19 protein-coding genes and 1 tRNA gene are annotated in these 26075 nt (G+C 45.5%); 17 read left to right on the top strand and 3 right to left on the bottom strand.

The genetic code is table 11. The annotated features are described in order from the left end of the window. Nucleotides 1-104: 104 nt before the first annotated feature. Nucleotides 105-239: a hypothetical protein gene (locus QUA27_RS22855; RefSeq protein WP_333070775.1), complete on the bottom strand. Its 135-nt coding sequence runs from the start codon at nucleotides 237-239 to the stop codon at nucleotides 105-107. Between the two features lie 241 nt (nucleotides 240-480). Between QUA27_RS22855 and QUA27_RS22860 the strand changes: the two genes are divergently transcribed. Both QUA27_RS22860 and QUA27_RS22865 read left to right on the top strand, forming a co-directional pair. Beyond that, complete coding sequence (locus QUA27_RS22860; RefSeq protein WP_333070776.1) at nucleotides 481-780, top strand: type II toxin-antitoxin system HigB family toxin; 300 nt, start codon at nucleotides 481-483, stop codon at nucleotides 778-780. Further along, nucleotides 764-1162, top strand: a complete 399-nt coding sequence (locus tag QUA27_RS22865; protein ID WP_333070777.1) for a helix-turn-helix domain-containing protein — start codon at nucleotides 764-766, stop codon at nucleotides 1160-1162. Before QUA27_RS22860 ends, QUA27_RS22865 begins: the two co-directional genes overlap by 17 nt. A gap of 450 nt (nucleotides 1163-1612) precedes the next feature. Here QUA27_RS22865 and QUA27_RS22870 read toward each other — a convergent pair. After that, nucleotides 1613-1697 (bottom strand) — tRNA-Ser (locus QUA27_RS22870). Between the two features lie 221 nt (nucleotides 1698-1918). Here QUA27_RS22870 and QUA27_RS22875 point away from each other — a divergent pair. From QUA27_RS22875 to moeB, 8 genes are all read left to right on the top strand, one after another. Further along, nucleotides 1919-2287 (top strand): 2Fe-2S iron-sulfur cluster-binding protein, encoded by a 369-nt coding sequence (locus QUA27_RS22875; protein ID WP_333070779.1) that lies wholly within the window; start codon nucleotides 1919-1921, stop codon nucleotides 2285-2287. Between the two features lie 34 nt (nucleotides 2288-2321). Beyond that, on the top strand, nucleotides 2322-2837 hold the full coding sequence (locus QUA27_RS22880) for a thermonuclease family protein (protein WP_333070781.1): 516 nt from the start codon (nucleotides 2322-2324) through the stop codon (nucleotides 2835-2837). Between the two features lie 110 nt (nucleotides 2838-2947). Beyond that, complete coding sequence (locus tag QUA27_RS22885; protein ID WP_333070784.1) at nucleotides 2948-3763, top strand: inositol monophosphatase family protein; 816 nt, start codon at nucleotides 2948-2950, stop codon at nucleotides 3761-3763. A gap of 101 nt (nucleotides 3764-3864) precedes the next feature. Beyond that, a complete protein-coding gene (locus QUA27_RS22890; RefSeq protein ID WP_333070786.1) occupies nucleotides 3865-4773 on the top strand; it encodes a J domain-containing protein in 909 nt (302 codons plus the stop codon). A gap of 453 nt (nucleotides 4774-5226) precedes the next feature. Then, on the top strand, nucleotides 5227-6462 hold the full coding sequence (locus tag QUA27_RS22895; protein WP_333070787.1) for an ATP phosphoribosyltransferase regulatory subunit: 1236 nt from the start codon (nucleotides 5227-5229) through the stop codon (nucleotides 6460-6462). Nucleotides 6463-6606: 144 nt separating this feature from the next. Continuing rightward, nucleotides 6607-6834, top strand: coding sequence for a ferredoxin family protein (locus QUA27_RS22900; RefSeq protein ID WP_333070789.1), 228 nt, complete (start codon nucleotides 6607-6609; stop codon nucleotides 6832-6834). A gap of 319 nt (nucleotides 6835-7153) precedes the next feature. Beyond that, nucleotides 7154-7633 (top strand): M67 family metallopeptidase, encoded by a 480-nt coding sequence (locus QUA27_RS22905; protein WP_333070790.1) that lies wholly within the window; start codon nucleotides 7154-7156, stop codon nucleotides 7631-7633. A gap of 79 nt (nucleotides 7634-7712) precedes the next feature. Beyond that, the gene (gene moeB, locus QUA27_RS22910; protein ID WP_333070791.1) at nucleotides 7713-8885 is read left to right on the top strand and encodes a molybdopterin-synthase adenylyltransferase MoeB; all 1173 of its coding nucleotides are present in this window, start codon (nucleotides 7713-7715) and stop codon (nucleotides 8883-8885) included. Nucleotides 8886-9096: 211 nt separating this feature from the next. Here moeB and alaS read toward each other — a convergent pair whose 3' ends face one another. Next, nucleotides 9097-11748, bottom strand: coding sequence for an alanine--tRNA ligase (gene alaS, locus QUA27_RS22915; protein WP_333070793.1), 2652 nt, complete (start codon nucleotides 11746-11748; stop codon nucleotides 9097-9099). A 1131-nt stretch (nucleotides 11749-12879) separates the two neighbouring features. On the opposite strand from alaS, the gene QUA27_RS22920 reads away from it, so the two are divergent. Genes QUA27_RS22920 through QUA27_RS22950 form a run of 7 tightly spaced genes read left to right on the top strand, consistent with a single transcriptional unit; the run spans nucleotide 12880 to nucleotide 26065 of the window. Continuing rightward, on the top strand, nucleotides 12880-13488 hold the full coding sequence (locus tag QUA27_RS22920) for a hypothetical protein (protein ID WP_333070795.1): 609 nt from the start codon (nucleotides 12880-12882) through the stop codon (nucleotides 13486-13488). A gap of 6 nt (nucleotides 13489-13494) precedes the next feature. Then, nucleotides 13495-16212 (top strand): OmpA family protein, encoded by a 2718-nt coding sequence (locus tag QUA27_RS22925; protein WP_333070797.1) that lies wholly within the window; start codon nucleotides 13495-13497, stop codon nucleotides 16210-16212. Between the two features lie 2 nt (nucleotides 16213-16214). Then, the gene (locus QUA27_RS22930; RefSeq protein ID WP_333070799.1) at nucleotides 16215-16751 is read left to right on the top strand and encodes a Rab family GTPase; all 537 of its coding nucleotides are present in this window, start codon (nucleotides 16215-16217) and stop codon (nucleotides 16749-16751) included. Beyond that, nucleotides 16748-18304, top strand: coding sequence for a sensor histidine kinase (locus tag QUA27_RS22935; protein ID WP_333070801.1), 1557 nt, complete (start codon nucleotides 16748-16750; stop codon nucleotides 18302-18304). The genes QUA27_RS22930 and QUA27_RS22935 overlap by 4 nt, the downstream gene beginning before the upstream one ends. A gap of 57 nt (nucleotides 18305-18361) precedes the next feature. Then, a complete protein-coding gene (locus QUA27_RS22940; protein ID WP_333070803.1) occupies nucleotides 18362-21187 on the top strand; it encodes an adenylate/guanylate cyclase domain-containing protein in 2826 nt (941 codons plus the stop codon). 44 nt (nucleotides 21188-21231) lie between these two features. Beyond that, complete coding sequence (locus QUA27_RS22945; protein ID WP_333070806.1) at nucleotides 21232-24939, top strand: PAS domain S-box protein; 3708 nt, start codon at nucleotides 21232-21234, stop codon at nucleotides 24937-24939. Between the two features lie 4 nt (nucleotides 24940-24943). Then, nucleotides 24944-26065, top strand: a complete 1122-nt coding sequence (locus tag QUA27_RS22950; protein ID WP_333070808.1) for a hybrid sensor histidine kinase/response regulator — start codon at nucleotides 24944-24946, stop codon at nucleotides 26063-26065. Nucleotides 26066-26075: the final 10 nt, after the last annotated feature.

Raw genomic sequence — 26075 nt, forward strand, 5'->3', positions numbered from 1 at the left:
CGTGAATATACCCTTCGGTCGATTCCTCGCCGTAGAACCCCGTGAAGATTCCCTGGCACGGTTTTTTTTTCGGCACGATACCGCAGATATAACAGTTGAGCTTGTTAGATACTATCTAACTTTGCGCCCGATTTCACCGGTTCGGCGCGATCGACCAAATCCAAATAAGCGGCCAGATAGTCTTTGAACGCTGCAAAAAGGCGAGTGGCCACAACTTCCATGTGATCAGCCCGAACCACGCTGCTAGAAGCTTTTTTACATGATGAGGATCAAGTCGGGGGAGGAAGAGTGGGATTAAAGACAAAGCCTGCGGTTTCCAACCCCGCCTACACACACAAAACCTCCTGGGAGTGAGTTAAAGAATTTTTACTCGATCGGGCCTTGACACTTTCCTCTCAAAATGAGAGTATAGACATAGTAGTCAATCAATCAATCGGAAAATCACTATGCAAAACAAAAGAACAAATCAAAGAAAAACTCATGCACTTAATCTCGATCCGCAACCTCCGTAAAGATACTGCCCAGTATCCCGACGTCAAAAATCAAATTGATAGCTGGAACGCAACTGTAAAGCAAGCAAAATGGCAGAATTTGGAGGAGGTTCGCCAGATTTACCGGGATGCCGAAGCAGTAGGAAACTTCACAGTCTTTAATATCAAAGGCAACGAATATCGCCTGATTGTCGGCATCAACTACGAGGAGCAAACTATTTTCTACAAATATTTACTAACCCACGCTGAATACGACAAAGACAAATGGAAAAATGATTCTTACTTTTGATGGAGCTACTTATAGCAACTTGCTTGCAGAAATTGCTCCTAGGGCGATCGAAACCGAAGAGGAATACGATCGCCTCCTGGCAGTAGCAGAACGGCTAACGTTCGCTAAAAACCTCACTCCAGAGGAGAGAGCTTTATACAAGTTGTTAGTCACGCTGATTGAAGTTTATGAGAGAGAAAATTATCCGATCGACAAATCGGAGCCTCATGAGATTTTGCAACACATCATGGAATCCAGCGGCACCCGTCAAGCGGACTTGGTAGGTATCATTGGATCGAGCGGTGTGGTGTCTGAGGTTGTGAATGGGAAAAGAGCGATTAGCAAGGCACAAGCTAAGGCACTAGGCGATTATTTTAAAATCTCACCCAGCTTGTTCATTTAATTTGAAAATAGGGCATTGAGAATAGGGCATTGGTTATTGGTGATTAGAACAACTACTAACCAGTAAGCGCTAACTATTACCCATCCCCGATGCCTATTCCAGAGGCATCTGCCCTTATGCCGGCAGCCCCTGAATGTTACCGATTATTAGGCGTTGCTGAATTAAGATATGATTAGTTCAAAGATAAATTTGGAAAAAACCATAGTGACGCTCTTAGACCATATCGCTGGCGATTGGTGTAGGAGCCTCACTATGGTTTTCTACTATTGGCATTATATCTGGGCGTTTATTCCCGGCCCGATCGCCCGTAATTTACACTCAAAAATATAAAATCGAGCTCACTTGATTTTTTTAAAAGAATTCAAGGGAGCTCGCTCTAATTAAAGTATTTATCTCATCTCAGAGATTTTTGTTGCAAGCTGTTTTTTTTTGCCTAAACAGCTTGTTTAACGGAGAGGGAGGGATTCGAACCCTCGTTAAGTTGCCCTAAACACACTTTCCAGGCGTGCGCCTTCAACCGCTCGGCCACCTCTCCAGGGCTAAATTCATTCATTTAGCCACAGCTAAACTATCTTAGCAGAACAAATCTGATTTGGGAAGGGGTAACTGCATAAATTTGCTGTTTAATATGGGTAGGGTGTGAAACGGGCAGGCTTGGGTTCTCCTCTCTGGGTCGCAAACCCATTCATTTCAAGGAGCTTGCCCCGCCAACGCCAATCTAAAATCTAAAATCTAAAATCTAAAATCTAAAATTCCATGACTAACTCTTACACAATTAAAATTCATAACAGACAGACAGGCGAGCGCCACACCGTGCGAGTACCCGAAGACCGCTACATCCTCCAAAGCGCCGAAAACCAAGGAGTAGAATTGCCCTTTTCCTGCCGCAACGGCGCTTGTACCGCCTGCGCGGTGCGCGTTAATTCGGGGGAACTGCACCAGCCAGAAGCAATGGGGCTTTCTGTGGAACTGCAAAAAGAAGGTTATGCCCTGCTGTGCGTCAGCTATCCCCGTTCCAACATCGAAGTAGAGACGCAAGACGAAGACGAAGTGTACGAACTGCAATTCGGTCGTTACTTCGGCAAAGGTAAAGTTAGAGCCGGTTTGCCGTTGGATGAAGAATAAGGCAATTTGATAAATTATCCACTACCAATTATCCATGCTTTATCGGTTATTTGCGATCGCCCTTTGTCTGTTGTTAGCTAGCTGCCAAAAACCAGAAATGCCCCAAGGTACGATCGCCAAAGTAGAAAGGGCCATCAGCGGCCAAACAATCGAAGTTATCAGTACAGCCGACAAAATAGCCTTATTAGAACAAATCAGGCTGATTGGTATTGATGCGCCGGATTTAAAACAGCAGCCTTGGGGAGAAGCAGCCAAACAAAGACTAGAACAGCTAATTGGGGGAAAACAGGTATTGTTAGAATCAGACATCGAACAGAAAGACCAGTTCGATCGCAAACTAGCCTACTTGTGGCAAGATAAAAATTTGCTCAACGAACAGCTAATCAAAGAAGGTTATGCCCTGGCATCAGTGCGATCGCCCAACACCAAATATCAGCAGCGACTCGTGAACGCTCAAGAATGGGCGAGACTCATGGGTAAAGGCCTGTGGAATCCAGAACGAGCTTTGCGCCAAACTCCCGCAGAATTTCGCCAGCAAAATCGGCAATAGTCAGTTGACAGTTGACAGTTGACAGTTGACAGTTGGCAGTTGACAGTTGTCATTGGAAGCAATTCCCAATTCCCAATTCCCAATTCCCAATTCCCAATTCCCAATTCCCAATGACAGACAATCAACTGCAAAACTTCTTAGAAATAGCCACCGAAGCAGCCCTAGCCGCCGGTTCCGTCCTGAAATCTTTCTGCGGAAAATTAGAAAAAATTCAAGAAAAAGGTCGATCGGGCGATTTAGTCACAGAAGCCGACAAAGCCTCAGAAGCGGTTATCTTAGAAATTCTCGGCCGCCACGTACCCGACCACGCCATCCTCGCCGAAGAATCCGGCAAATTAGGGGATGCCAGCAGCAAATACCTGTGGGCGATCGACCCTTTGGACGGCACAACCAATTATGCTCACCAATATCCTTTTTGGGCCGTGTCAATCGGACTTTTAATTGACGGAATACCACAAATTGGAGTAATTTACGACCCTTTTCATAATGAATTGTTTCGGGCAGGCAAAGGATTGGGAGCAACCTGCAACCGTTCGCCGATCGAAGTTTCCCAAATCTCAGAATTGAGAACCAGCTTGCTAGTCACTGGCTTTGCATACGATCGGCGCGAAACAGCAGACAATAATTATGCCGAATTCTGTCACCTTACCCACCTCACCCAAGGCGTGCGGCGCAGCGGTTCGGCATCCCTAGACCTCGCACACCTCGCGATGGGGCGATCGGACGGATACTGGGAACGGGGACTCTCCCCTTGGGACGTAGCAGCAGGTGTACTCATCGTGTCCGAAGCCGGAGGTCAAGTTACAGCTTATGACGGCAGTGCATTTGAGATGAACTCCGGTCGGGTTTTGGCCACAAACGGCAAAATACACGCCGAACTCAGCAGCGCACTGCTAGCGGTTCCTCCCTTATCTTCTTGGAAGTAGCGCCCCCCAGCAATAGATCGGGGGTAGTACGGGGGTCACAACCCCTTGACTCAAGCTAAATTAAAGAATAGTGAAAAGCCAGGAAAGGAAGAGTAAAAGTTATGTCTTTTGAAATGACAAAAGGGCTGTTCAAGTACGACTTTACAGATCAGCACGCAATTTTGGGAATTCCCTTAGACGCCGAGTTTAACGACATCCGCAAGCGCTACATGAAAATCGCCCGCCGGTTGCATTCGGATACTTGCTCTTTTGAAAGCCAAGCCGATAAAGATTGGGCTAACCAATTTTTGTCCAAAGTAGTCAATCCGGCTTACAACAAATTCTCCAAGGAAAGCGATCGCAAAGAATACAGCCTGCTATTAGCAGCCATCGGCAAGCGCGTCGTTAAAGAACAGGCGAAAATGCAAATTGAAAGCGAAGCCGCCAAACAGTTAGCTACCGCTAAAGATTGGGAAGAAGCTTACAAAACAGCAGTTAGCAAACTCGCTCTCAAGCAGTACGAATCAGTTAAGGAAACGCAAGAGGCGATCGATCAAATTAGCGAACTTAACATGGTTTACCTGCTCCGAAAAGAGCGCCAAGGCATTGCAACCCCTCCGCCACCACCCTCAACCGACGGAAAAAAAACAGACCCCCCAACCCCAACCCCAATTCCTACTCCAATTCAAGTAACGCAGCCGCGTACAGACTCGCCGGCCGAACCCTATTGCCGCCGAGCTCAAGGATTCATGGACAGCAAAAGTTACGCCAAAGCAATTATAGAGTTAAAAGAAGCGGTGAAACGCGATCTGAAACACAGCAAGTCCCACGCTTTGTTAGCAATGTGTTACCTTGAACAAAATCAAGCCACAATGGCAAAACTTGAGATGAACAAAGCTTTGGCATCAAATCCTGAAGAACCGACGGCTTTGGAGGTTAAGAAAAAGCTAGAACAAGCTTCCGCCAAGGCAAAAAAAGGTGATGATAAACCAGGATTTTTTGCAAGTTTGTTTGGCGGGAAGAAGAAGTGAGAAGTTGTGAATTGTGAGTCTTGAATTTTGAGAAAATGGTGAAATGCACAGCAGTGGAGTGATCTCGCTCCAACCAATCAAGACTGGGTGAGATCACATCCGATCGCAGTCGGAATTATAGCGTCAGTATGATCGTCTCGCGAGATCGGCTGCTCCAGAAAGAGCGGGACGCTTGCACTGACCGGGAAAATGATTATTCCCATGCAAACCAAAACGCTATCACGCCTTAATTTGTTAAAGTCGAAGATTAAGCTTGCCTGCTTCGACTTTAACAGCTTCCCCTAAAGCTAAGCTTCTAAGCCCCACCTAAAATCTAAAATCTAAAATTGATATGACACCTTAATTTGTTAAAGTCAAATGTTAAGCTTGCCTCGTTCGACTTTAACACCGTCCATAAAGCTAAGCTTCTGGGCCCAATCTAAAATCTTCTAAAGTCTAAAATCTAAAATTGATATGGTTCACCAACCCCCATCCGGTGCAAGAGATTTATTGCCCCTTGACGTTGCTCAAAAAATTTCGATCGAACGGCGCTTACAGCAGGTTTTTCACCGCTGGGGCTATCACCGGATTATTACTTCTACTCTAGAAAGGCTGGAGACTTTGATGGCTGGGGGCGCGATCGACCGATCGACCTTAATTCAACTGCAAGACGCCGAGGATGGAGAACTTGGTTTGCGGCCGGAATTGACAGCATCCATCGCCCGGGCGGCTGCAATGCGGATGGCCGGGACTCGGTGGCAGCCTCAGCGCCTCTACTACAACGCCAACGTGTTCCGCAAAGGCCCAGATACTGGCTCAGGCGGGCAACAGGAGTTCTATCAAGCTGGCGTAGAACTGCTCGGCGCCGGGGGGACGGTTGCGGATGCAGAAGTGCTGCTGCTGCTGTCGGAGTGCTTGCAGGGCTTGGAAATTGATGAGTGGCATTTGGTTTTGGGAGAAGCGGGCTTGACTGCAAGATTGCTGGAACCGTTTCCGCCAAATGTGCGCCAAAAAGTTCGGGGGGCGATAGCCAATCTCGATCGAATAGCCTTAGAAACTTTGCCGCTGTCAACGGAATTGCGAGAAAGAGCTCTGCTGTTGTTTGACTTGCGCGGCCGGCCAGAAGAGGTATTGCCAATTGTTGCCAAACTAGATTTAGATCTGCCGCAGCAAGCCGCGTTAAATAATCTCAAATCGGCGATCGAATTGCTGCACCAATGCCAGTCAAAAATTCCCAATCTAAAATCCCACATTCACCTCGATTTGAGTTTAATTCAAACCTTTGACTACTACACTGGAATTGTGTTTGAAGTTGTCAGCAGCAGCAAGACAGGACAGCGAGTTTTAGGACAAGGGGGACGCTACGACCAACTGTTGGGAGTGTTCGATCCCCAAGGGCAAAATTCCCCCGGCATCGGGTTTTGTCTGAATATTGAAGATTTGCACCAAGTTTTGCTGACAGAGGGGCAATTGCCCACCCAGACGCCAGCTAGCGACTGGTTGGTTGTGGCTCAAACTCCTGAAGCTAGTGCCGCCGCGTTTGCTTACGCTCGCAAACTCCGAGAGTCTACTCACTTAGTTCGGGTGGAAATAGATTTGGAGAGTCGGGAGACAGCAGAGTCGGCGCGGGAATACGCGCGCGATCGACGAATTGCTCAAATTGCTTGGGTAAATGTCGCAGGATTGCCAACAATTGAAACGGTAAATTAGGCTAATTGGTAATTGGTAATTAGTAGTTGGTAATTGGTTAAAAATCACCCGATATGATATTATGTATCCTGCTGATTCAGAGAAGGTTTTGTCAATTACTAATTGCTAATTCCCTATCTACCTAAAATGTTTTGAGAGAACACTATGGCACACACTATTGTTACGAATATTTGCGAGGGAATTGCTGATTGCGTTGGCGCTTGTCCGGTTGCTTGCATTCATCCCGGCCCCGGCAAAAATGTCAAGGGTACTGATTGGTTTTGGATTGATTTTGATACCTGCATTGACTGTGGCATTTGTTTGCAGGTTTGTCCTGTCGAAGGTGCGATCGTTCCAGATGAACGGCCTGAGTTGCAGCAAACTCCCGCTTGATTGCAATTGCGGGCTATATAGCTACATAAACTAAGGGGTAAGGTGCGCGCCCATAGCGCACCCTACATTAACTTTTTTATGAACCGCAGAGGGCGCAGAGGACACCGAGAAGAAGGGTGAGAAATAGTGGTAAAATCTAACATTTAGATATCGAGCGTGCAGGTAATTAATTAGGTTACTTTTTTGAATTCTTTCTCTTCCCTTCTCTTGTCTTCCTTCGTGTCCTTCGCGTCTTCGCGGTTCGTTAAAAAAAAGCCCGTGAAGCGTAGCTATCCCGCAGGGAATCGCACTTTACAAAAAAAAACTACAATAAAATCCTATGCAGCCGATCGCACTTTCCGACTCTCAAATTTTATCCATGCGCACCCACGCCGAAAGCGCTTATCCTGAAGAATGCTGCGGTTTGTTGCTCGGTCGAGTTACTGGCGGTGTTAAAACTTTGGTAGAAGTTTGGCCGACTCAAAATGCTTGGAGTGCTGAAGCTGAGGAGAATTGGCCCGAAGAAAAAGAATTGACAGAAAGACGCAGATATGCTATAAGTCCCGAAGATATGTTGCGGGCGATGAAACACGGGCGCGATCGCACTCTGGATATTATCGGTATATATCATTCTCACACGGATTGTCCCGCAGTTCCCTCAGAGTGCGATCGGACATTGGCGTGGGCCCAATACTCTTACATCATTGTGTCAGTCCGACAAGGCTGTTCAGAAGACCTCCGCAGTTGGAGTCTTGACGGAGAGGGGAACTTTCAAGCAGAGGAAATTCTCGCACTGGAACCGACTGAGATTAAGAAATAATTAGTAAAAATAACAAACACGTAAAAATGCGAAAGATTCAGATAGGATATAATTCAAAATCTGCGCTACACACAATATCATGCTAAATCCTAATCTGGACGAGATCCAGCTCAACAAACAAGAATACGAACGCTACTCTCGCCACCTCATCCTGCCAGAAGTTGGATTGGAAGGGCAGAAGCGTCTCAAAGCTGCCAGCGTGCTCTGCATCGGTACGGGAGGTCTCGGTTCGCCGCTGCTGCTGTATTTAGCCGCCGCCGGTGTTGGCCGCATTGGGATTGTAGACTTTGATGTTGTAGACCATTCCAATTTGCAGCGACAAGTAATTCACGGCACTTCTTGGGTTGGGAAACCGAAGATTGAGTCGGCTAAAAATCGGATTTTAGAAATTAATCCTTTTTGTCAAGTTGATTTGTACGAAACTCGCGTTAGTTCGGAAAATGCGATCGACATTGCCACTCCTTACGATATCATCATCGACGGCACGGACAACTTCCCCACTCGCTATTTGATGAACGACGTTTGCGTGCTTTTAAACAAGCCCAACGTCTACGGTTCCATCTTCCGATTTGAAGGGCAAGCAACAGTTTTCAACTACGAAGGCGGCCCGAATTACCGCGATTTGTACCCAGAACCCCCGCCTCCTGGGATGGTTCCTTCTTGTGCAGAAGGTGGCGTTTTAGGCGTTTTGTGCGGAGTTGTTGGTTCTATCCAAGCAACGGAAGCTATCAAAATTATCTTGGGTCAAGGCACTACTTTGAGTGGCAGATTGTTGCTTTACAATGCGTTAGATATGACTTTCCGGCAATTGAAACTGCGGCCGAATCCAGTGCGTCCGGTAATTGAAAAGTTAATCGATTACGAACAATTCTGCGGCATTCCTCAAGCAAAAGATAAGGAAGCACAAGATCAAAAGAAAATCCCTGAGATGACTGTCACGGAACTTAAGGAGTTAATCGACAGCGGTGCCAAGGATTTTGTATTGTTAGATGTTCGCAATCCCAACGAGTATCAAATTTGTCAAATTCCTGGGTCGGTTTTGGTTCCTTTGCCGGATATCGAACACGGCGCAGGTGTTGCCAAGGTTAAGGAATTGTTGAACGGACACCGCTTGATTGCACACTGCAAAATGGGCGGGCGTTCTGCGAAGGCTTTGGGGATTTTGAAGGAAGCTGGAATTGAGGGGATTAATGTTAAGGGCGGGATTACTGCTTGGAGTGAAGAAGTAGACCCATCTGTACCTCAATATTAAGCTCAATCTTTTTCTGGGGCGGGTTTAGCTAATATCAGGAGATACAAGCGAGTAGACTCTGGTCATTAGTGTAAACTTAGGCTGAAAAACCTTTGTATCTTTCGTTCACAGCCGAGTCTAGAACCCTCTAAATTCCCCTTAAAAAAGGGGAACTTGACCTTTAGTAGCGAAGCAGGACACGGCATTGCCGTGTCCCTACATAAAACCCAGATTAACCCAACCCTTCAACCAACAAATTCCGAGCACTTTCTAACGCTTCCTGCAACTTACTTGCATCGCGTCCCCCAGCTTGCGCCAAATTAGGCCGCCCGCCGCCTTTTCCGCCGCAAATTTGAGCAATTCCCCCGATAAACTTGCCAGCTTGCAATCCTTTCTTATTGACTTCTGGACTAAAAGCTGCCACCAAACTTACCTTATCCGGTTCAGGAATTGATGCCAAAACAACCGCAGCATTTCCTAACTTTTGCTGCAATCTTTCCGCCGCAGTTTTCAGCGCTTCTGTATCCACATCTCCCAATTGAGCTACAATGATTTTGAATTCGCCGATCGCCTCAGCCGCACTCAGCAACTGGTCGGATTTCGCGATCGCCAATTCCGATTTGACAGCAGCCAAATGTTTCTGAGTATCCTTCAACTCATTCTGCAAATTAGTAATCCGGTTGGGCAATTCTTCAGGCTTCGCCTTAAATCGATCGCCCAAATCGCGCACTACCTTATCCCGCACGTTCAAATAGTCCAAAACAGCTTGACCGGAAACCGCTTCAATCCGGCGAGTTCCCGCCGCTACCCCGGCTTCGGAAACAATCTTAAACAGCCCGATTTCTGCGGTATTGCTGACGTGAGTTCCGCCGCACAATTCCATCGAAACGCCGGGAAAATCGATAACCCGCACCACGTCGCCGTACTTCTCGCCAAACATCGCAGTTGCGCCTTTTTCTCTCGCAAGGGCGATCGGCATTTCTGCAACAACCGCAGCGTGGGCTTCAGCAATCCAACTATTAACTAAATCCTCAACTTTCTGCAACTCTTCTGCTGTGACAGCGCGCGGAGAATTGAAATCAAACCGCAATCTTTCTGACGATACCAGCGAACCAGCTTGCGAAATCGAATCGTCCACAATTTTTCGCAAAGCTGATTGTAATAAGTGAGTTGCTGTGTGGTTGGCCTGAATTCGGCGGCGACCGCTATTGTCAATTTTCGCAGTAATACTATCGCCAACTTTCAGGGTTCCCCGTTCCACAAAGCCGAAATGGACGAAGAAATCCGATTCCTTCTTCACATCATCAACTCTCACCAACAAACCATTACCATTATCTCCGCTTTTCAAATAACCTTTATCCCCAATTTGTCCGCCGGATTCTGCATAAAAGGGCGTTTGGTTCAACACAACTTGTACCTCAGTGCCGGCGGCTGCTTCCTCGACAGATTTGCCGTCAACTAAGATAACTTCCACCTCAGCTAAACTCGACAATTCAGCATAACCGACAAACTCAGTTCCTTGGATTGTTTCAGCCAACTTATCCAAAGAACCCTGCACGGTCAAATCGATTGTTTGGCGAGCATCTTTAGCGCGAGTTTGCTGTTCCTTCATCGCCGCTTCAAATCCGTCCAAATCCACAGAAATTCCCTGTTCCTCAGCAATTTCTTGAGTCAGTTCTAAGGGGAAACCGTAGGTATCGTAAAGAGTGAAAGCATCTTGACCGCTGATTTGTTGGTTTGCTTGCTGTTTAGTGCGATCGACAATTTCCTCCAGCAGCTTCTCTCCGCGTTCCAAAGTCTTGAGAAACTGCGCTTCTTCCCTTGCCAATTCCGCCTTAATTTGAGCTTCCCGCGATCGCACGTTCGGATAAGCAGCTTCCGAAAGGGCGATCGCACTTTCTGCCACCCGCACCGTAAATTCGCCCTGAATTCCAATCAGCCGCCCGTGGCGCACCACCCGGCGAATCAAGCGGCGCAAAATGTAACCCCGACCAACATTCGACGCGCGAATTTCGTCCGCAATCATGTGCACCACAGCCCGAATGTGATCGCCAATTACTTTCAGCGAAACCTTGACTTTTTCATCGCTATTGTGGTAATCAATCCCGGCAATTTCCGCCGCCGATTGAATGATCGGAAAAATCAAATCTGTTTCGTAATTATTGGGGACTTTCTGGAGTATTTGCGCCATCCGTTCCAGTCCCATGCCAGTATCAATATTTTGATTTTGCAGCGGTGTTAAATTGCCCTCTGCATCCTTATTGTACTGCATGAAAACCAGGTTGTAGAATTCAATAAACCTGGTATCATCTTCGAGGTCAATATTGTCGCCTCTCTCTGGGTGAAAATCATAGTAAATCTCCGAACACGGGCCGCAGGGGCCAGTCGGGCCGGATTGCCAGAAATTGTCATCTTCTCCCATGCGCTGAATGCGATCGCCCGGAATGCCAATTTCATCGCGCCAAATCGCAAAAGCTTCGTCATCTTCTCGGAAAACACTAACAACCAAATTAGACGCTGGTAAACCGAAAACTTCCGTGGAAAGTTCCCACGCCCAGGCGATCGCCTGTTTCTTGAAATAATCCCCGAAACTGAAGTTACCCAACATTTCAAAAAACGTGTGGTGGCGGGCAGTGCGGCCGACGTTTTCGATATCGTTGGTGCGGATGCACTTTTGAGAAGTCGTGGCGCGCGGTGATTCGGCGGCGCGCTGTCCGAGAAATATTGGCTTGAATTGTAGCATTCCGGCGATCGTCAGCAACACTGTCGGATCTTCCGGCACCAAAGAAGCACTCGGCAATATCTTATGTCCCCGCTGAGCATAAAAGTCGAGGAACGTTTGGCGGATTTGGCTGCCACTGAGAAACTTAGGAGAAATAGACATGACAAAAACACTTAAGTATGTAAAGATGTAGCAACAATAGAATTTATAGGACTTACGCACGGGTGTCCAGAAACCCGGTTTTCAAACCAAAATACTTGCTTAAAATCCTCAATCTGGGTAGAAAAACCCGGTTTCTTGGTTACGAGTGCGTGAGTGCTAACTTACATCTATTTGGAGATTCATATCATTATACTTAGTAATGTAAAGACCTATCAACTTTTGCAAATAGTGCTTTACTCCTCCGAAAGGCCATGCTAACTTAATAATAGACACCGGGACAGAAAGAGAAAGGAGGTCACTATATTTAGAAAGAAAGTTCAAGGATATAGGCATGGTGTCTCCGGTCTAGATTCCCAGGCGCAGCAGAAATTAAACGAACACAACTTGGAATAGTGGCGAACTGCCGATCGAGCAGTCAAGCCAAACCGCAGTCAAGTAAGACTTAGTTGTCGTTGCTGATTAAAAGTAAAGCTGCACAAGTTGTAAACCCTAGTAAGTAACAGTTCTCAATCGGAAACACATCTCGTTTGTTAGAAAAAACAAAGCTCTCATATTATTGGGTCTGATCGCTGTCGATCGGGCCCTATGAATTTTTGGGTGATCGCATCAGGAGAGGGTTCGAGGGCGAGTGAGAGAGAGGGGCAGAGTTCGGCTGTAGAAGTGCTTTCTGCTCAAAGGCTACATCCCTGGGAGCCGATCGGCGAGCGATCTGTGCAGCTTTTGAGTTATATATTATATATAATAGGACGTGGGCGCCCGCCCCCGCCCGCTTTTTGCCGGGGATCAAGCGCTGTGGTATGAGGCACTGTCAAGATGCGATATCATTGAAGATGTCAGTACAAGACATTAAAATCTACCCCGCTGTCCTGTATAGCAGCAAATCTACGCTTCTCTGAGCTTGCTGCAAGCCAAGGATCGCCAACCGCCATTTTTGGTGACAAGACCAGGCTCAAAAATTTGAATCTCAGGATATTTAGAGTCAAGACTCTAAAAAATCCCATCTCCGAGGCAGGGGTGAGAGTTCAAAAAATAAAAGCCCGCCCACTCAAAAAAGCTAGTGCCACCAACAACGGTAGTAAATCACTAGCACAGTTCTTAAACTCACAATCTCCGGAGATTCTAGGTACAAGCATGGCCGAAATAACTAAAGAAGAAATGCGCGAACGGCTGGGAAATATCGACCAAATTCGCGATATAATTTTTGGAGCGCAGCTTAGAGAATACGACAATCGCTTCGATAAAATAGATTCCGACTTGTCGATGATGCAGCAAGATATGCAAACTCGCATCGAACAAGTAAAAACAGTTCTTTCAGGAGAAATGAGGGCTGCCGTTGAATCGTTAGAAAAGAAAGTTAAATCGCTCACCTCAAACACCCAAGAAGAAAGCGCAGACATCCGTCAGCAAGTCGATCGCGTTAACCGAAAATTCTCCAGCAGCATTGAAGCCCTCGACGAGGCTATTGACAATCAAACCCGTTCGCTTCGCGACGAACTCTCCCAAAGCAGAGAGCGACTATCTGAAGAAACCCGCACTTTGAAAACACAGGTTTTTGAAGAACTCGATCGTCGCTTTTCTATGCTCAGAGATGTTAAAGTTTCTAGAGACGACATGGCAGAAATTCTGTTTGAACTCGGTATGAGGCTCAAAGGAACAGAATTTGTACCCGAACTTAAAGGCGTTGCGGATAATAAGCTAAATACCGAATTTCTGTTGCCGGAGCGCCACCATAACGGATAATAACGCATGGCTTTACCGAAAGAAAATCCGGCTGACGAAAATGAGTTAGAGGGTTTTGTTTCTCAATCTGACGAGTCTGCTGCCGATGCAGCAACCCAGCTAGAACCCTTGCTGAATCTGTTAGTCGATCTCAAAATTATTGCAGGTTCCAACCAGCAAAATGCAGAGCCCGAAGATGACAGCAGTGGCGAAAATAATCAAGCTGGGGCCCTCGGCGGGTTGATGGATTTGTTAGGTATTTCTGAGCAAGGACCAGAGGAAGTTACAGCGAGTGTACCCCAAACTGGATCTCGCCAACCGGAGTCTGACGATGCCCCGCCTGTTGCAGCCGAGTTCAAAAATTTGCTATTCGCTACTCACAAACTCAACACTTCAGAACTGGAAAAAGACTATTCCTCCGCTAAAACTATAGATGTTTCCGCGATTGCCCAGCCGGATTTGGAGGAGGAATCACAGCCTGTCGCAGAATTGTCTAACTTGACAATGAAAGATTCTCTACAGGAAGTACAGGGTCAAAAATCCCACGGGTTCGATCGGCATTTACAAGATTTTTTCGCTTCCGAAACCGAGTCAGAACCCTCGGAAATTCTCCATAACCCGATAGTTTCCACAGTCTCAGAGCCACCCCAAACTGCATATTTAGATCCGGTGGTTGCTTCGCTTCAATCGATGCCAAACTTGGTAGAACAGCCGACACCGATATCGCAGCCAGGAGAAATATTAGGTCAAATTAAACAGGATTTAAATGAAGCCGACAGCGCGATGGAAAGGCTGCAAAATCTGATGTTCGGCTCCCAAATTTCTGATATCGAGCAAGTGAAAAGTCTGCTGGCAGAAAACGATTTGCCGGGGGTGCGCCACCTGATGGCAACAATCGACGATAAATTAGGAAAACTGGAGCACCAAATCTACGAGCCCCAAGAGTTAATTGAGTTGATGTTGCCTTGGATCGCAGAAATTCTCAGCCGCAAAATTGCCGACTCCAGAGAAGAAGTTGTCAACGCGATCGGACCAATTATTGACGAAGTGATTAGGGCAAAAACTCAGGAAAATAAGTCGGCAATGAGTGCGGCAATAGCTGAGCTGCTTCCCGACGCACTTGCTCAACAAATAGTCAATTCGCCAGCGGATATTGCTCGCGCGATCGCCCCAGAAATCGGTCTGGCAATTAAAGAGCAAATTCGCCTCGACCAAGAGTCGATCGCCCAAGCCCTTGCACCGGAAATGGGCAAAGCGATTACAGCCCAAATAAAACTCGAACGCGACTCTATGGTGGATGCGCTCTATCCCGTAATTGGCAGTACAATTGCCCGATACATGGCAGAAGCTATCAAGACAATTAATGAAAAAGTGTCAAATGCCATCAGCGTCGAAGGATTCAAAAGAAAAATTCGCTCCAAAGTACAAGGAGTCTCCGAAGCTGAATTAATCCTCCAAGAATCAGTACCCTTCACCATCCAAGCAGCATTCTTAATTCACAAAGCATCAGGCTTAATAATTTCCGAAGTTCAAAATTCAGAAAGCTACCAGTTAGAATCAGAAATGGTAGCAGGAATGCTCACAGCTATTCGCAGCTTTGTTAACGACTGTATCATTCGGCCGGGAGAAGTTTCCGAACTAAATCAAATTGAATACGGCGACTCCAAGATTATGCTAGAAGTAGCGGGATATTGCTACATGGCAGTCGTGATTAAAGGAGAACCGCCAGACTCTTTCATCCAGAAAATACGAGGAACCGTTAGTAATCTCATCCTTAATTATGGTCAAGTAATTCACGAGTTTAACGGCGACCCCGGTACTATACCGGAGTCGCTGCACCCGTCTATAAAAACTTTATTCGACCCGCTACAAACGGAAAAATCAACAAAACCCCCGATCGCCCTAGCGGTTATCAGTTTAGCCGCCTTGAGCTTAATCTTAGTACCTTGGGGAATTTATCAGTACCGCAGCAGCGTTGAGCGCCGCCTCGAAGCCAATGCGATCGCAGCTTTAGCCTCGACTCCCGAATTAGCAGTTTACCGCTTAGATGTGGCAGTTGATGGCAAAACTTTAAAGCTAACCGGAAAGTTGCCCAATCAAGAATTGCGGGCACAAGCCGAAAAAATAGTCGCATCAACTGCACCGAAATTGCAATTAGATAATAGAATTATAGCTGTAGATGTCCCCCCAGATCCAGTTTTGACTGCGGCCGAGGTGCAGCGGATTACCGCAGTTTTGAACCAGAGAGAGGGCGTTTCTATTTCTAGTCGGTATGGCGATCGTAAAGTGACTGTAGAGGGCAAAGTTAGAGACAGTGCAGACGCACATAAAATAGCTCAGTCCCTGAAGCAAATTCCCGGTGTTCAGTCGGTCATCAGTACCGTTAAATTAGAGCCGCTTAAAATTACAACCCGCATCTACTTCGAGCCAGGAACGACAAAATTAGAATCAACAGATGAAGAAATCATCGCCAGTGTCAAAAAATTCATGGATCAATATCCTCAAAAACAGATTAAGATAATTGGGCACAGCGATCGAAGTGGAGAACTTGCTACAAATCAACAGTTGTCGCTCAGACGTGCCGCAGCAGTGCGAGATGCTTTAGTGCGGCAAGGTGCTAACCCAAAGCGCCTCCAAACTGTTGGCATCCCCCATCCTCCTGCCGACGTGGAACCCAATCAACCGCGAATTTTAAGCAGATGCGTGGTATTTGAACCAATAACTAAGACCGTAAACAGTAAATAATTATGTCAGTTAGTATATCTAAAAAAATGTGTATGATCGGCGATTTTGGCGTGGGCAAAACCAGCCTGATCCGCCGTTTTGTCGATCGGCAATTCAGCGACCAGTACCTCTCCACTGTAGGAGTAAAAATTTCCAGCAAAATCTTAGAATTAGAAGGGGTAAAGCAGCGGGAAAACGTGACTGCAAAGTTGCTGATTTGGGATTTAGAAGGGCATACAAAGTTCAAAGGAATAGCACCGACTTACTTGCAGGGAGCTAGTGGTGTTTTAATCGTTGCCGATGTCAGCAGATCCGAAACTGTTGAGCGAATCTCCGAACACATTCAGCTTTTTTCTTCAGTCAATCCTAAAGGATCAATAATCGTCGCTTTGAACAAAGTAGACTTGATTGACGAAGAAAAATTGGCGCTGCTAGTGGAAATATCTAATTCGATATGTCAAGACAAAGTAATAGCAGTTTACACGACATCTGCTAAAACAGGCAAAGATGTTGACGAAATTTTCTATAAATTAGCTTACACAATGATAGAACAAGTATGAATCCACTGTTAAGAAAGCTGTTAGGCCCGCGACAAACACAGTATTTGATAGTCAATCACCATTTTATCATTCAGGCAGTCTCTGCCGAAGTACAGCATTATGCCGATAGTCCGGGCGACGCGATACCCGGTGCAGATGCTCGCATGAGTTTTCCCGAACTGATTGGCATTGAAAATATCCTCATGTCTATCATTATGGGACGGCTGCCGGGTTTTGAAGTCAAAGGTATCGCTCGCTTTACCGACCCGAACCGCCCTTTATACTTTGATATGTTGGCTATCAAATATGAAGAAGAACAAGAAGATGTGCCAAGTAAATTGCTAATTTTGATTGAAGATACCACCGAAAAGATGGTGATGAAGCAATCGTTGATTCAGAGGGCGAATGAAGCTAATCTTTTGGTTAGTGCCTTAGCCGCTTCTAAAGATTATATAGATAAAGTTATTCGGTCGATGGGCGATGCTTTGTTGGTGACAACAACATTAGGAACTATCAAAACAATCAATCAATCGGCCCAATGGTTATTTGGGTATAGCGAAGCAGAATTAATCGGCCAACCCCTGTCTTTAATATTACTCGAAGACACATTAATTTACCAAGCTCGCCACCGCTATATTTTGTCTCAGAAAGAGCTGCGTAGAGAACTAGAAATAGTCTGCACTACTAAAGCAGGAGAAGAAATTTGGGTAGAATTTTCCTGTTCAGCAATTCAGACCGAACTAGAGGGACTTTACGATTTCATTTATATAGGCAGGGACATCACAGAACGCAAACAACAAGAAATAGAAATTCGCGGCTCTTTGGCAAAAGAGCAAGAACTCAGACAGGTAAAATCTCGTTTTTTCTCGATGATTGCTCACGAATTTGGCAATCCTCTAAGTACAGTATTATTTGCTACTAAAATCCTCCAAGACTACGGCGACGAAATCACCCACGCGGAAAAACAAAAATACCTGCAACACGTTAGATCGGCATCTCAACAAATGGCTCAGCTATTAGATGACGTGCGGTTGCTCAGCAGCGCCGAAGCCGGGAAACTCGAATTCTATCCCGCACCAGTTGACTTAAAAAACTTTTGCAGTGAGTTAGTAGAATCAATTAAAATTAGTTATGGAAAAAATCATACAATTAACTTTACTTATCAAGAATTAGTTACGCCAGAGCAAAAAAATGATAACGAGTCGCAGGAAACGCAACAGTTGCCCGCACTAGATCCAAAATTGCTGCGACACATTTTGACAAATTTGCTGTCAAATGCAGTCAAATATTCGCCCCTCGACAGCAATATTTATTTTGAATTAAATTATCAGAATAATAAAGAAGCTACATTTAAAATTAAAGACGCAGGCATTGGCATTCCTCTCGAAGACCAAGAACAACTCTTTGAATCTTATTATCGAGCCAAAAATGTCGGAAAAATACCCGGTACAGGACTAGGTTTATCCATAGTCAAGCAGTGTGTAGATTTGCACGGCGGTCAAATAGAATTTTCCAGCGAGATAGGGTTAGGCACTACATTTTTAGTTAGAATTCCCTTTGATAAAAAGAGATAAATAGATTGATTTTAGATAATTCCATCCTAATGGCGCATTCAATACTAAAAATCTCACATGAAAACCTTGTTAAAAAAACTATTAGTTCCCCACCACTTGGAGTACCTAGCACTTGATAAAAACTTTTTAATCCAAGAAATTTCTCTGAAAGTTCAGCGATTTGCCGACTCTCCCGAAGAAGTAGTCGCCGGCAACGATGTTCGCATTCCCTTTCCAGAATTAGTGGGAACTGAAGAAATTTTCATCGATATTTTTGAAAAACGGTTGCCAAATTTTGAATTAAAAGCAATCACGCGGCTATTAGGAGACGGTTCGCGACTTTATTTTGATATGTATATGGTCGAGTTCACCAATGACGAGAATTATCAGAGATTAATTATATTTTTTGAGGACGTAACCGATAGGATGGCTTTAGAACAAACTCTAGTGCAAGCTACCAATGAAATGGATATTTTATTGAGTACCTTAGCGGCTACTAATAATTATGTTGAAAAAATTATTACTTCAATGGCGGAAATTTTGTTGGTAACAACAGCATCAGGAAAGATTAAAAAAGTCAATCAAGCCGCTCAAGATTTGTTCGGTTACAGCGAATCAGAATTAGTAGGCCAGCAAATAGACGCTCTTGCTGCTTTTGGCTCCTCTTTGCAAGCAGTCAGCCAAGAGGAGGCTCAACAATTGCAAACTAACCCCGAAGTAATTTGCACCGCAAAAACCGGAGAAAAGCTAACAGTTTCGTTTTCCTGTACGGCGATTTCGGCTGACATTAAAGGTATTTCTGGTTCTGGGCCCGCCCTTCAAGATTTCGTTTACATCGGCCGCGATGTCACAGATAGACAGCGAGCCCGCAAGCGACAAATAACTCAGTACGTCACCACTCGCATTCTGTCGGCATCCGAAACAATAAAAAAAGCTATAGCAGCAATTCTCCCCGTAATTTGCGACAGCTTGGGATGGGATACCGTCGAACTTTGGATGCCAGAATCTGGGGAAAAACTTCTGTCAGAAACTAAGAGAATAACTGGGGTGTCCGACTCCAATTTGCTTCGGTGCGTCGCCAGGTGGACAAAACGCTCAGTTTCTATCCCCAAATTTGTCGAATTTACCGAACAAATGACTTGTGCGTTTGGCGAAGGATTACCCGGTTTCGTTTGGGCACGCGGTTCCTCTCAGTGGATTGCCGATGTCACAAAAAGCGATAGTTGTATACGCCGCGAAATCGCTGCTGAAGAAGGACTGCACGGAGCTTTTGGTTTTCCAATTTTGGGCGACTACGATCCTGAAAATTCTGCAAAGTCTGTATTGGGGGTGATGATTTTATTCAGCCGCGAAGTGCAGTATTTTGATGAAGAATTACTCCAGATAATGGCAACCATCGGCAGTCAAATCGGTCAATTTCTCAAGCGAAAACAAGCGGAAATAGCTTTGCGGGAAAGCGAAGAACAACTGCGAGACTTATTTGAAAATGCTACTGACTTAATTCAAAGTATTGGAGCTGACGGTCATTTTTTGTATGTAAATCGGGCTTGGCGGGAAACTTTGGGCTACACCGAAGCAGAAATTGCTAAAATCACTGTTTTTGATATCATTCATCCGAACAGTTCCCCAGAGTCTCTGGATATATTGTATCAAGCTATTACCCAAAAAACGGTAAATGAAAATACATTGTATCCCGAGTCTATTGAACTAACATTTATTACTAAATATTATGAAAAAATTTTGCTTGAAGGCAGTATAAGCTGTAAATTTGCGGCAGGTTCGCTAGTAGCTATTCGCGCTATTTTGCGAGATATTACTGCTAGAAAAATGGCAGAGGAGGCCCTAGCAAAATCTGTGTCCCTGCTGCTAGCAACTTTTGATTCTACGGCAGACGGTATTTTAGCGATTGACAGGAACGGCAAAATTGTCACTTTCAATCGACAATTTGTGGAAATGTGGGGCATACCTAATGAAGTGATGGCACTGCGAGACGACGCCATAACGATCGCCTTTGTCCTCAACCAACTCAAAGACCCCCAAGCATTTCAAGAGAGAATACAATCACTTTACGAGCAGCCAGAAGCAGAAAGTTACGACTTGTTGGAATTTCAAGATGGCAGATTTTTTGAACGCTATTCGCAACCGCAGCGACTGGGAGATACAATTATCGGGAGAGTCTGGAGTTACCACGACATTACGGAACGCAAGCAAGCAGAAGATGCCTTGTGGGAAGAACAAGAAAAATCCGAAAAACTGCTGTTAAATATCTTGCCCAAGGCAATAGCAGAACGCCTCAAGCAAAACGAAACTACTATTGCCGAATACTTTCCGGAAGTGACTGTTTTGTTCGCTGACATTGTGGGGTTTACTGCTTTGTCTGCCGTCATGAATCCGATCGAACTTGTGGATATCCTAAATAAGATTTTCTCAGAATTCGACCTTTTGTGCGAACGGCACGGTTTAGAGAAAATTAAGACCATCGGCGACGCATACATGGCAGTAGGAGGACTGCCTGAACCCAGGGTAGACCACGCAGATGCGATCGCCAAAATCGCCCTAGATATGCAAGCAGAAATAGCCAGATTTAATGCCAAAAATAATAAATATTTTAGCATCCGCATCGGCATTCACAGCGGCCCGGTTGTTGCGGGAGTAATTGGTATAAAGAAGTTTATTTATGATTTATGGGGCGACACGGTAAATCTTGCTTCCCGCATGGAATCTCAGGGTTTGCCTTGGCGGATTCAAGTGAGCGAAACTACTTATAAACTGTTGGAAAATAAATATTTGTTTCAGGAACGAGGAATGATTGAAGTTAAAGGCAAAGGAGGAATGAAAACTTATATTCTTCTTGGTCGAAAACCAGCCAGCTCATCAGCCATCAGTCATCTGGCTGATGACTAAAAGTGTTGCTAAAGTTGATTAACAATTCTTTTTCACCAAGACTAATGGAACTTGCTAATTTGTCGGCCAATTTACGATCGCCCGACGAAGCTGTCGATCGCCACCCGGCCACGGTTGGGTCCTCAACTTCGCTCGCAGAGGCGATCGCCCTGATGCGTCGGACGAGCAACCCTTGTCCAATGCCTAATTCACGTGCATTTCACGACTCAAACGAAACTGTACAAGCATCGATTAGTTGCGTCTTAGTTGTCGATGAAAACCAGCTAGTCGGACTGCTAAGCCCGGAAGATGTGCTGAACTTAGCCGCGGCAGAATACGGATGGCAAGGCATGAAAGTTGCCGACGCAATGACGCGGAATTTAATTGTCTTACAAGAATCAGAATTTACAGATCTTACTACCGCATTCAAGCTATTTTGTCAATACTCGATCGATTGCTTGCCAATTGTAGATGAACGGGGTCAGCCAGTAGGTATAGTCAGCGAAAAAAGGATTCGCCCAGCAATGTATAGCTGGATCGAGGCACTGCATCAAGAAGTGGCAAAACTCCAGGAACAATGCGAAGTGTTAGAGGGCAATTGTGAACTCGAAAAAGTCAGCGATCGCCAAAATGCCGAAAATGCCATGCGGCAAAGCGAGGCGCGCTACCTGGCGATTGTGGAAGACCAAACCGAACTGATTTGCCGCTACCTGCCAGACGGTAAAATAACTTTTGTCAATCAAGCTTACTGCCGTTATTTCGGCCTGCAGGCGTTCGACTTACTCGGCAAATGCTTCATGTCCCTGCTGCCAGAAGCAGACCGAGAAATTTTTCAACAGCAATATACTTCTGTGTCTCCCGACAACCCTATTTTTACCTGCGAGCACCAAGTAATTTTGCCGAGCGGGGAAATTCGCTGGCACCAGTGGATCGATCGGGCGATATTCGACGAGAGGGGACAAATCGTCGAGTATCAAGCAGCAGGCCGGGATGTCACGGATCGCAAACAAGCAGAAATCGCTTTGCAGCAGCTCAATGCAGAGTTAGAACTGCGAGTGCAGCAGCGGACACAATGGTACGAAATGGCAGTATCGGCCGGCAAAGTGGGGGTTTGGGACTGGAATTTGGAAACCGACGAAATCTACATTGCTCCGTCTTTGAAAGCTTTGTTGGGGTATCAGGACGCAGAGATTCCTAACCGCATGGAAAATTGGGCATCTCACGTTCATCCCGACGATCGAGTTACAGTCGCCCAAGCAGTAAATGCTTATCTAGAGGGTTTGACAGAAATTTATGAAGTAGAACACCGGATGGTGCGTAAAGACGGCAGCACCTGCTGGATACTTGCCCGAGGCAGCGCGATCCGATCGGCTTCTGGCAAGGCCTTCCGCCTGACTGGCACTGACACCGACATTACGGATCGCAAATTGACCGAAGAAAAACTTCAAAACTCCGAAGCCGAACTGCTGGCGCTGTTTAACGCGATGACGGATATTGTCCTGGTTTTCGACGCAAGCGGCCGCTACCTCAAAATAGCCCCCACGGCTCCCCAACTGCTGTACAAACCTGCTCCTGAAGTGCTGGGCAAAACCCTCGCCGAAATCTTCCCAGAAGCGGAAGCTAATTTTGCCCTGGGTCACATTCGCCAAACCTTAGCATCTAGGCAAACTCACAGAGTTGAATACAGCATGGAAGTTGGCTGCAAGTTATTCTGGTTTGATGCCAGTATTTCGCCGCTGGATCTCGATCGGGTGATGTGGGTCGCCCGAGACATTACCGCTCGCAAACAGGCAGAAGCTGCACTGCAAAAGAGCGAGGAAAAGTTTCGCAACTTATTTGACGATGCTCCGATCGCGATTGGTTTGGCAAGCGTGCGCGACTACCGCACGATCAAAGTGAATGAAGCTCACCGCCAGATGTTGGGCTACAGCGATTCGGAGTTGGCGGCGATGACTTTTACTCAACTGACGCATCCAGAAGATTTACAAGCAGATGTGGAGCAAGTCAAGCAGTTGGTCGAAGGCAATATTTCTCGCTTCGGGATCGAAAAACGCTTGATTAAGAAGAATGGCGAGCTGATTTGGGCAAACTTGACGGTGACGCTGATCCGCGACCGCGAGGGAATTCCTCTCTACAGCATGGGGGCGATCGAAGATATCAGTTATCGTAAGCGGGCCGAAATGGAATTTCAGCAGTTAAAAGAACGCCTGCAATTGTTACTGGCTTCTAATCCGGCAGTAATTTTTACTGCCGCACCCACGGGAGATTTTTGTACTACTTACATTAGCGATAACGTTAAGGCAATCGTGGGCTACGAACCCAAAGAACTGTTAGCAGATTCTAAATTTTGGTCGAGTCGGATTCACCCTGAAGATAGGCTCCAATTTCTAGCAAACTTTTCAGATTTGTCCGAGGGTACAAATTGCATTTGCGAGTACCGATTTCTGCACCTAGATGGACTTTACCGCTGGCTGCGGACGGAACTGAAACTATTGGTTGACAGCAGGGGCATTCCGATCGAAATTATTGGTTACGCCGCCGATATCACCAATTCTAAATACGCCGAAATAGCGCTGCAGCAGCAGTTCGATCGAGAACGGCTCGTCGAGGCGATCGCCCGTCGCGTCCGCCAGTCTTTGCAATTAGAGGAAATTCTCAACACTACGGTTGCCGAACTCCAGCAAGTATTATTAGCTGATCGAGTTTTGGTTTATCAACTTTTACCCAAAAGCGGCGGCCGAGTCATTGCTGAAGCCGTGGCAGAAGGATGCAGCCAACTCGTGGATAGATATTTTGGCGAAGAGGTTTTTCCGCCTGAAAGTTATCAGCTTTATTTGCAAGGGCGAATTTCTGCGATCTCCGAACTAGATTCTCCCTTCCTTACAGCTTGTGTGGCGGAGTTTATGAAACAGATTGAAGTTAGGGCAAAGTTAGTAGTGCCGATTATTCAGCACAGCCAACTTTGGGGATTGCTGATTGCCCACCAATGCGATGGTCCTCGTGAGTGGCTAGAATGGGAAATCAATTTATTTCATCAGTTGGTGAATCAATTAGCGATCGCTATTCAGCAATCTCTACTTTACCAGCAACTGCAAGCTGAACTGAGCGATCGCAAACAAGCGGAAGCAAATTTGAAAAACTCCCTCAGAGAAAAAGAAATTTTGCTTAAAGAAATTCACCACCGCGTCAAAAACAACCTCTGCGTAGTTGCCAGTCTGTTAGAATTGCAATCGAACACAGTTGCCGACCCGCAAGTAAGCAAAATGTTTGAAGAAAGTCAGAATCGCCTTTATTCTATGGCTTTGATTCATGAAAAACTGTACCGATCGACTAACCTAGCGCAAATTAATTTGGGCGAATATCTTGAAGATTTGGTAAGTAACTTGTTTCACTCTTATAATATTAGCAACAACCAAATTAAGTTGCAGGTATTAGCTAAGGCAATTTCCCTAAATCTTGAAACCGCTACTCCCTGCGGTTTAATTGCCAATGAATTGGTTTCAAATACCCTCAAACACGCTTTTCCTGATGCCATGAGTGGTACAGTTAGTGTAGAATGTTATCAAACGGAGGATGGAGAAATCAACCTCTTAGTTACGGACAACGGCATCGGCTTTCCTCGAAACTTAGATTTTCGGAAAACTAACTCAATGGGCTTTCAAGTTGTCTGTACTTTAACTGAGCAGTTAGAAGGAAGCATCGAACTTTTAACACAAACTGGCACAGCATTTCACCTAAAATTTCATGAGTTAAACTACTCCCAAAGGTTTTAAAATTATGGATGTGGCAGAAAAAGCAATTAATATTCTGATTGTCGAAGACGAACTCTTAATTGCTAAAAGTTTAGCCCAAAAACTAGAAAACTTGGGATATCAAATCGCAGGCATTGTCTCTTCAGGAGCCGATGCCATTCATCGCGCCGGCGAATTGGAACCTGATTTGATCTTAATGGATATAGTCATCAAAGGCGACATTGACGGCATAGAAACAGCAGTAATAATTAATCAAGAATTAGAGATTCCAATTATCTATACAACTGCCTATGCCGACGACGCAACTTTGGAGCGAGCCGAAAATACTGGCTCTTACGGCTACCTCCTCAAACCTTTTAAGCAAAGAGAACTACACGCCACAATCAAGATAGCACTGAGCAAACATCAAGAAGCAGTTAGTTTGAAAAAAATAATGGCATTAGCAGCAGAAAAAAGCGAAAATAGAGCGCGCTTTATTTCAATGGCTTACCACGATTTAAACACTCCTTTAACTACTATACAGTTATCGGCTGAAATGCTAGAAGATAGCGAATTGCATAAAAACCCCGGAACTACTCATAAAAATGTCGATCGCATTAAAAAAGCCGTCAGTAATATGAGTAGTTTGCTGGAAGATATTTTAATGCTTAGCAAAGCAGAATCAGGAAAAATTTCCTTAAATTTAAATCAGATTAATGCTACGGATTTATGCAATTCTATTTTAGAAGAACTGCAACCTATCGTCACCGATAAACACCTAGTACATTTCCGCAGTCACACAAACCCGCTGCACGCCAATCTCGATGCTAAACTACTGCACCACCTTCTGACTAATCTGCTTTCAAACGCCATTAAATATTCTCCAAACGGTGGCAAGATCTGTTTAGACTTAAGCTGCGAAAACCAACAAATAATTTTGTGCGTTCGAGATGAGGGAATTGGGATGACACCGGAATATCAAGGAAAACTATTTCAGCAGTTTGAACGGGGTGCTAATGTAGGCAAGATTAAAGGATCGGGTTTGGGACTCTGCATTGTCAAACACATAGTTGACCTGCACGGCGGTACAATAAGTGTGGAAAGTGCGATCGACAAAGGTACTACATTTATTGTCGCGCTGCCTTTTTGTGGTGACGATAACAGCTAACAGTTAACAG

The organism is Microcoleus harperi Pol14_C6 (genome assembly GCF_036701295.1).
GTDB lineage: Bacteria > Cyanobacteriota > Cyanobacteriia > Cyanobacteriales > Microcoleaceae > Microcoleus.

Excerpts from the sequence above, each read along its gene's own strand:
- QUA27_RS22905 (WP_333070790.1), top strand. The coding sequence starts at position 7,154 with ATGCAGCCGATCGCACTTTCCGACTCTCAAATTTTATCCATGCGCACC.
- QUA27_RS22885 (WP_333070784.1), top strand. The coding sequence starts at position 2,948 with ATGACAGACAATCAACTGCAAAACTTCTTAGAAATAGCCACCGAAGCA.
- alaS (WP_333070793.1), bottom strand. The coding sequence starts at position 11,748 with ATGTCTATTTCTCCTAAGTTTCTCAGTGGCAGCCAAATCCGCCAAACG.
- QUA27_RS22865 (WP_333070777.1), top strand. The coding sequence starts at position 764 with ATGATTCTTACTTTTGATGGAGCTACTTATAGCAACTTGCTTGCAGAA.
- QUA27_RS22950 (WP_333070808.1), top strand. The coding sequence starts at position 24,944 with ATGGATGTGGCAGAAAAAGCAATTAATATTCTGATTGTCGAAGACGAA.
- QUA27_RS22945 (WP_333070806.1), top strand. The coding sequence starts at position 21,232 with ATGGAACTTGCTAATTTGTCGGCCAATTTACGATCGCCCGACGAAGCT.
- QUA27_RS22925 (WP_333070797.1), top strand. The coding sequence starts at position 13,495 with ATGGCTTTACCGAAAGAAAATCCGGCTGACGAAAATGAGTTAGAGGGT.
- QUA27_RS22875 (WP_333070779.1), top strand. The coding sequence starts at position 1,919 with ATGACTAACTCTTACACAATTAAAATTCATAACAGACAGACAGGCGAG.
- QUA27_RS22935 (WP_333070801.1), top strand. The coding sequence starts at position 16,748 with ATGAATCCACTGTTAAGAAAGCTGTTAGGCCCGCGACAAACACAGTAT.
- QUA27_RS22860 (WP_333070776.1), top strand. The coding sequence starts at position 481 with ATGCACTTAATCTCGATCCGCAACCTCCGTAAAGATACTGCCCAGTAT.
- QUA27_RS22880 (WP_333070781.1), top strand. The coding sequence starts at position 2,322 with ATGCTTTATCGGTTATTTGCGATCGCCCTTTGTCTGTTGTTAGCTAGC.
- QUA27_RS22940 (WP_333070803.1), top strand. The coding sequence starts at position 18,362 with ATGAAAACCTTGTTAAAAAAACTATTAGTTCCCCACCACTTGGAGTAC.
- QUA27_RS22890 (WP_333070786.1), top strand. The coding sequence starts at position 3,865 with ATGTCTTTTGAAATGACAAAAGGGCTGTTCAAGTACGACTTTACAGAT.
- QUA27_RS22920 (WP_333070795.1), top strand. The coding sequence starts at position 12,880 with ATGGCCGAAATAACTAAAGAAGAAATGCGCGAACGGCTGGGAAATATC.
- QUA27_RS22895 (WP_333070787.1), top strand. The coding sequence starts at position 5,227 with ATGGTTCACCAACCCCCATCCGGTGCAAGAGATTTATTGCCCCTTGAC.
- QUA27_RS22930 (WP_333070799.1), top strand. The coding sequence starts at position 16,215 with ATGTCAGTTAGTATATCTAAAAAAATGTGTATGATCGGCGATTTTGGC.
- QUA27_RS22900 (WP_333070789.1), top strand. The coding sequence starts at position 6,607 with ATGGCACACACTATTGTTACGAATATTTGCGAGGGAATTGCTGATTGC.
- moeB (WP_333070791.1), top strand. The coding sequence starts at position 7,713 with ATGCTAAATCCTAATCTGGACGAGATCCAGCTCAACAAACAAGAATAC.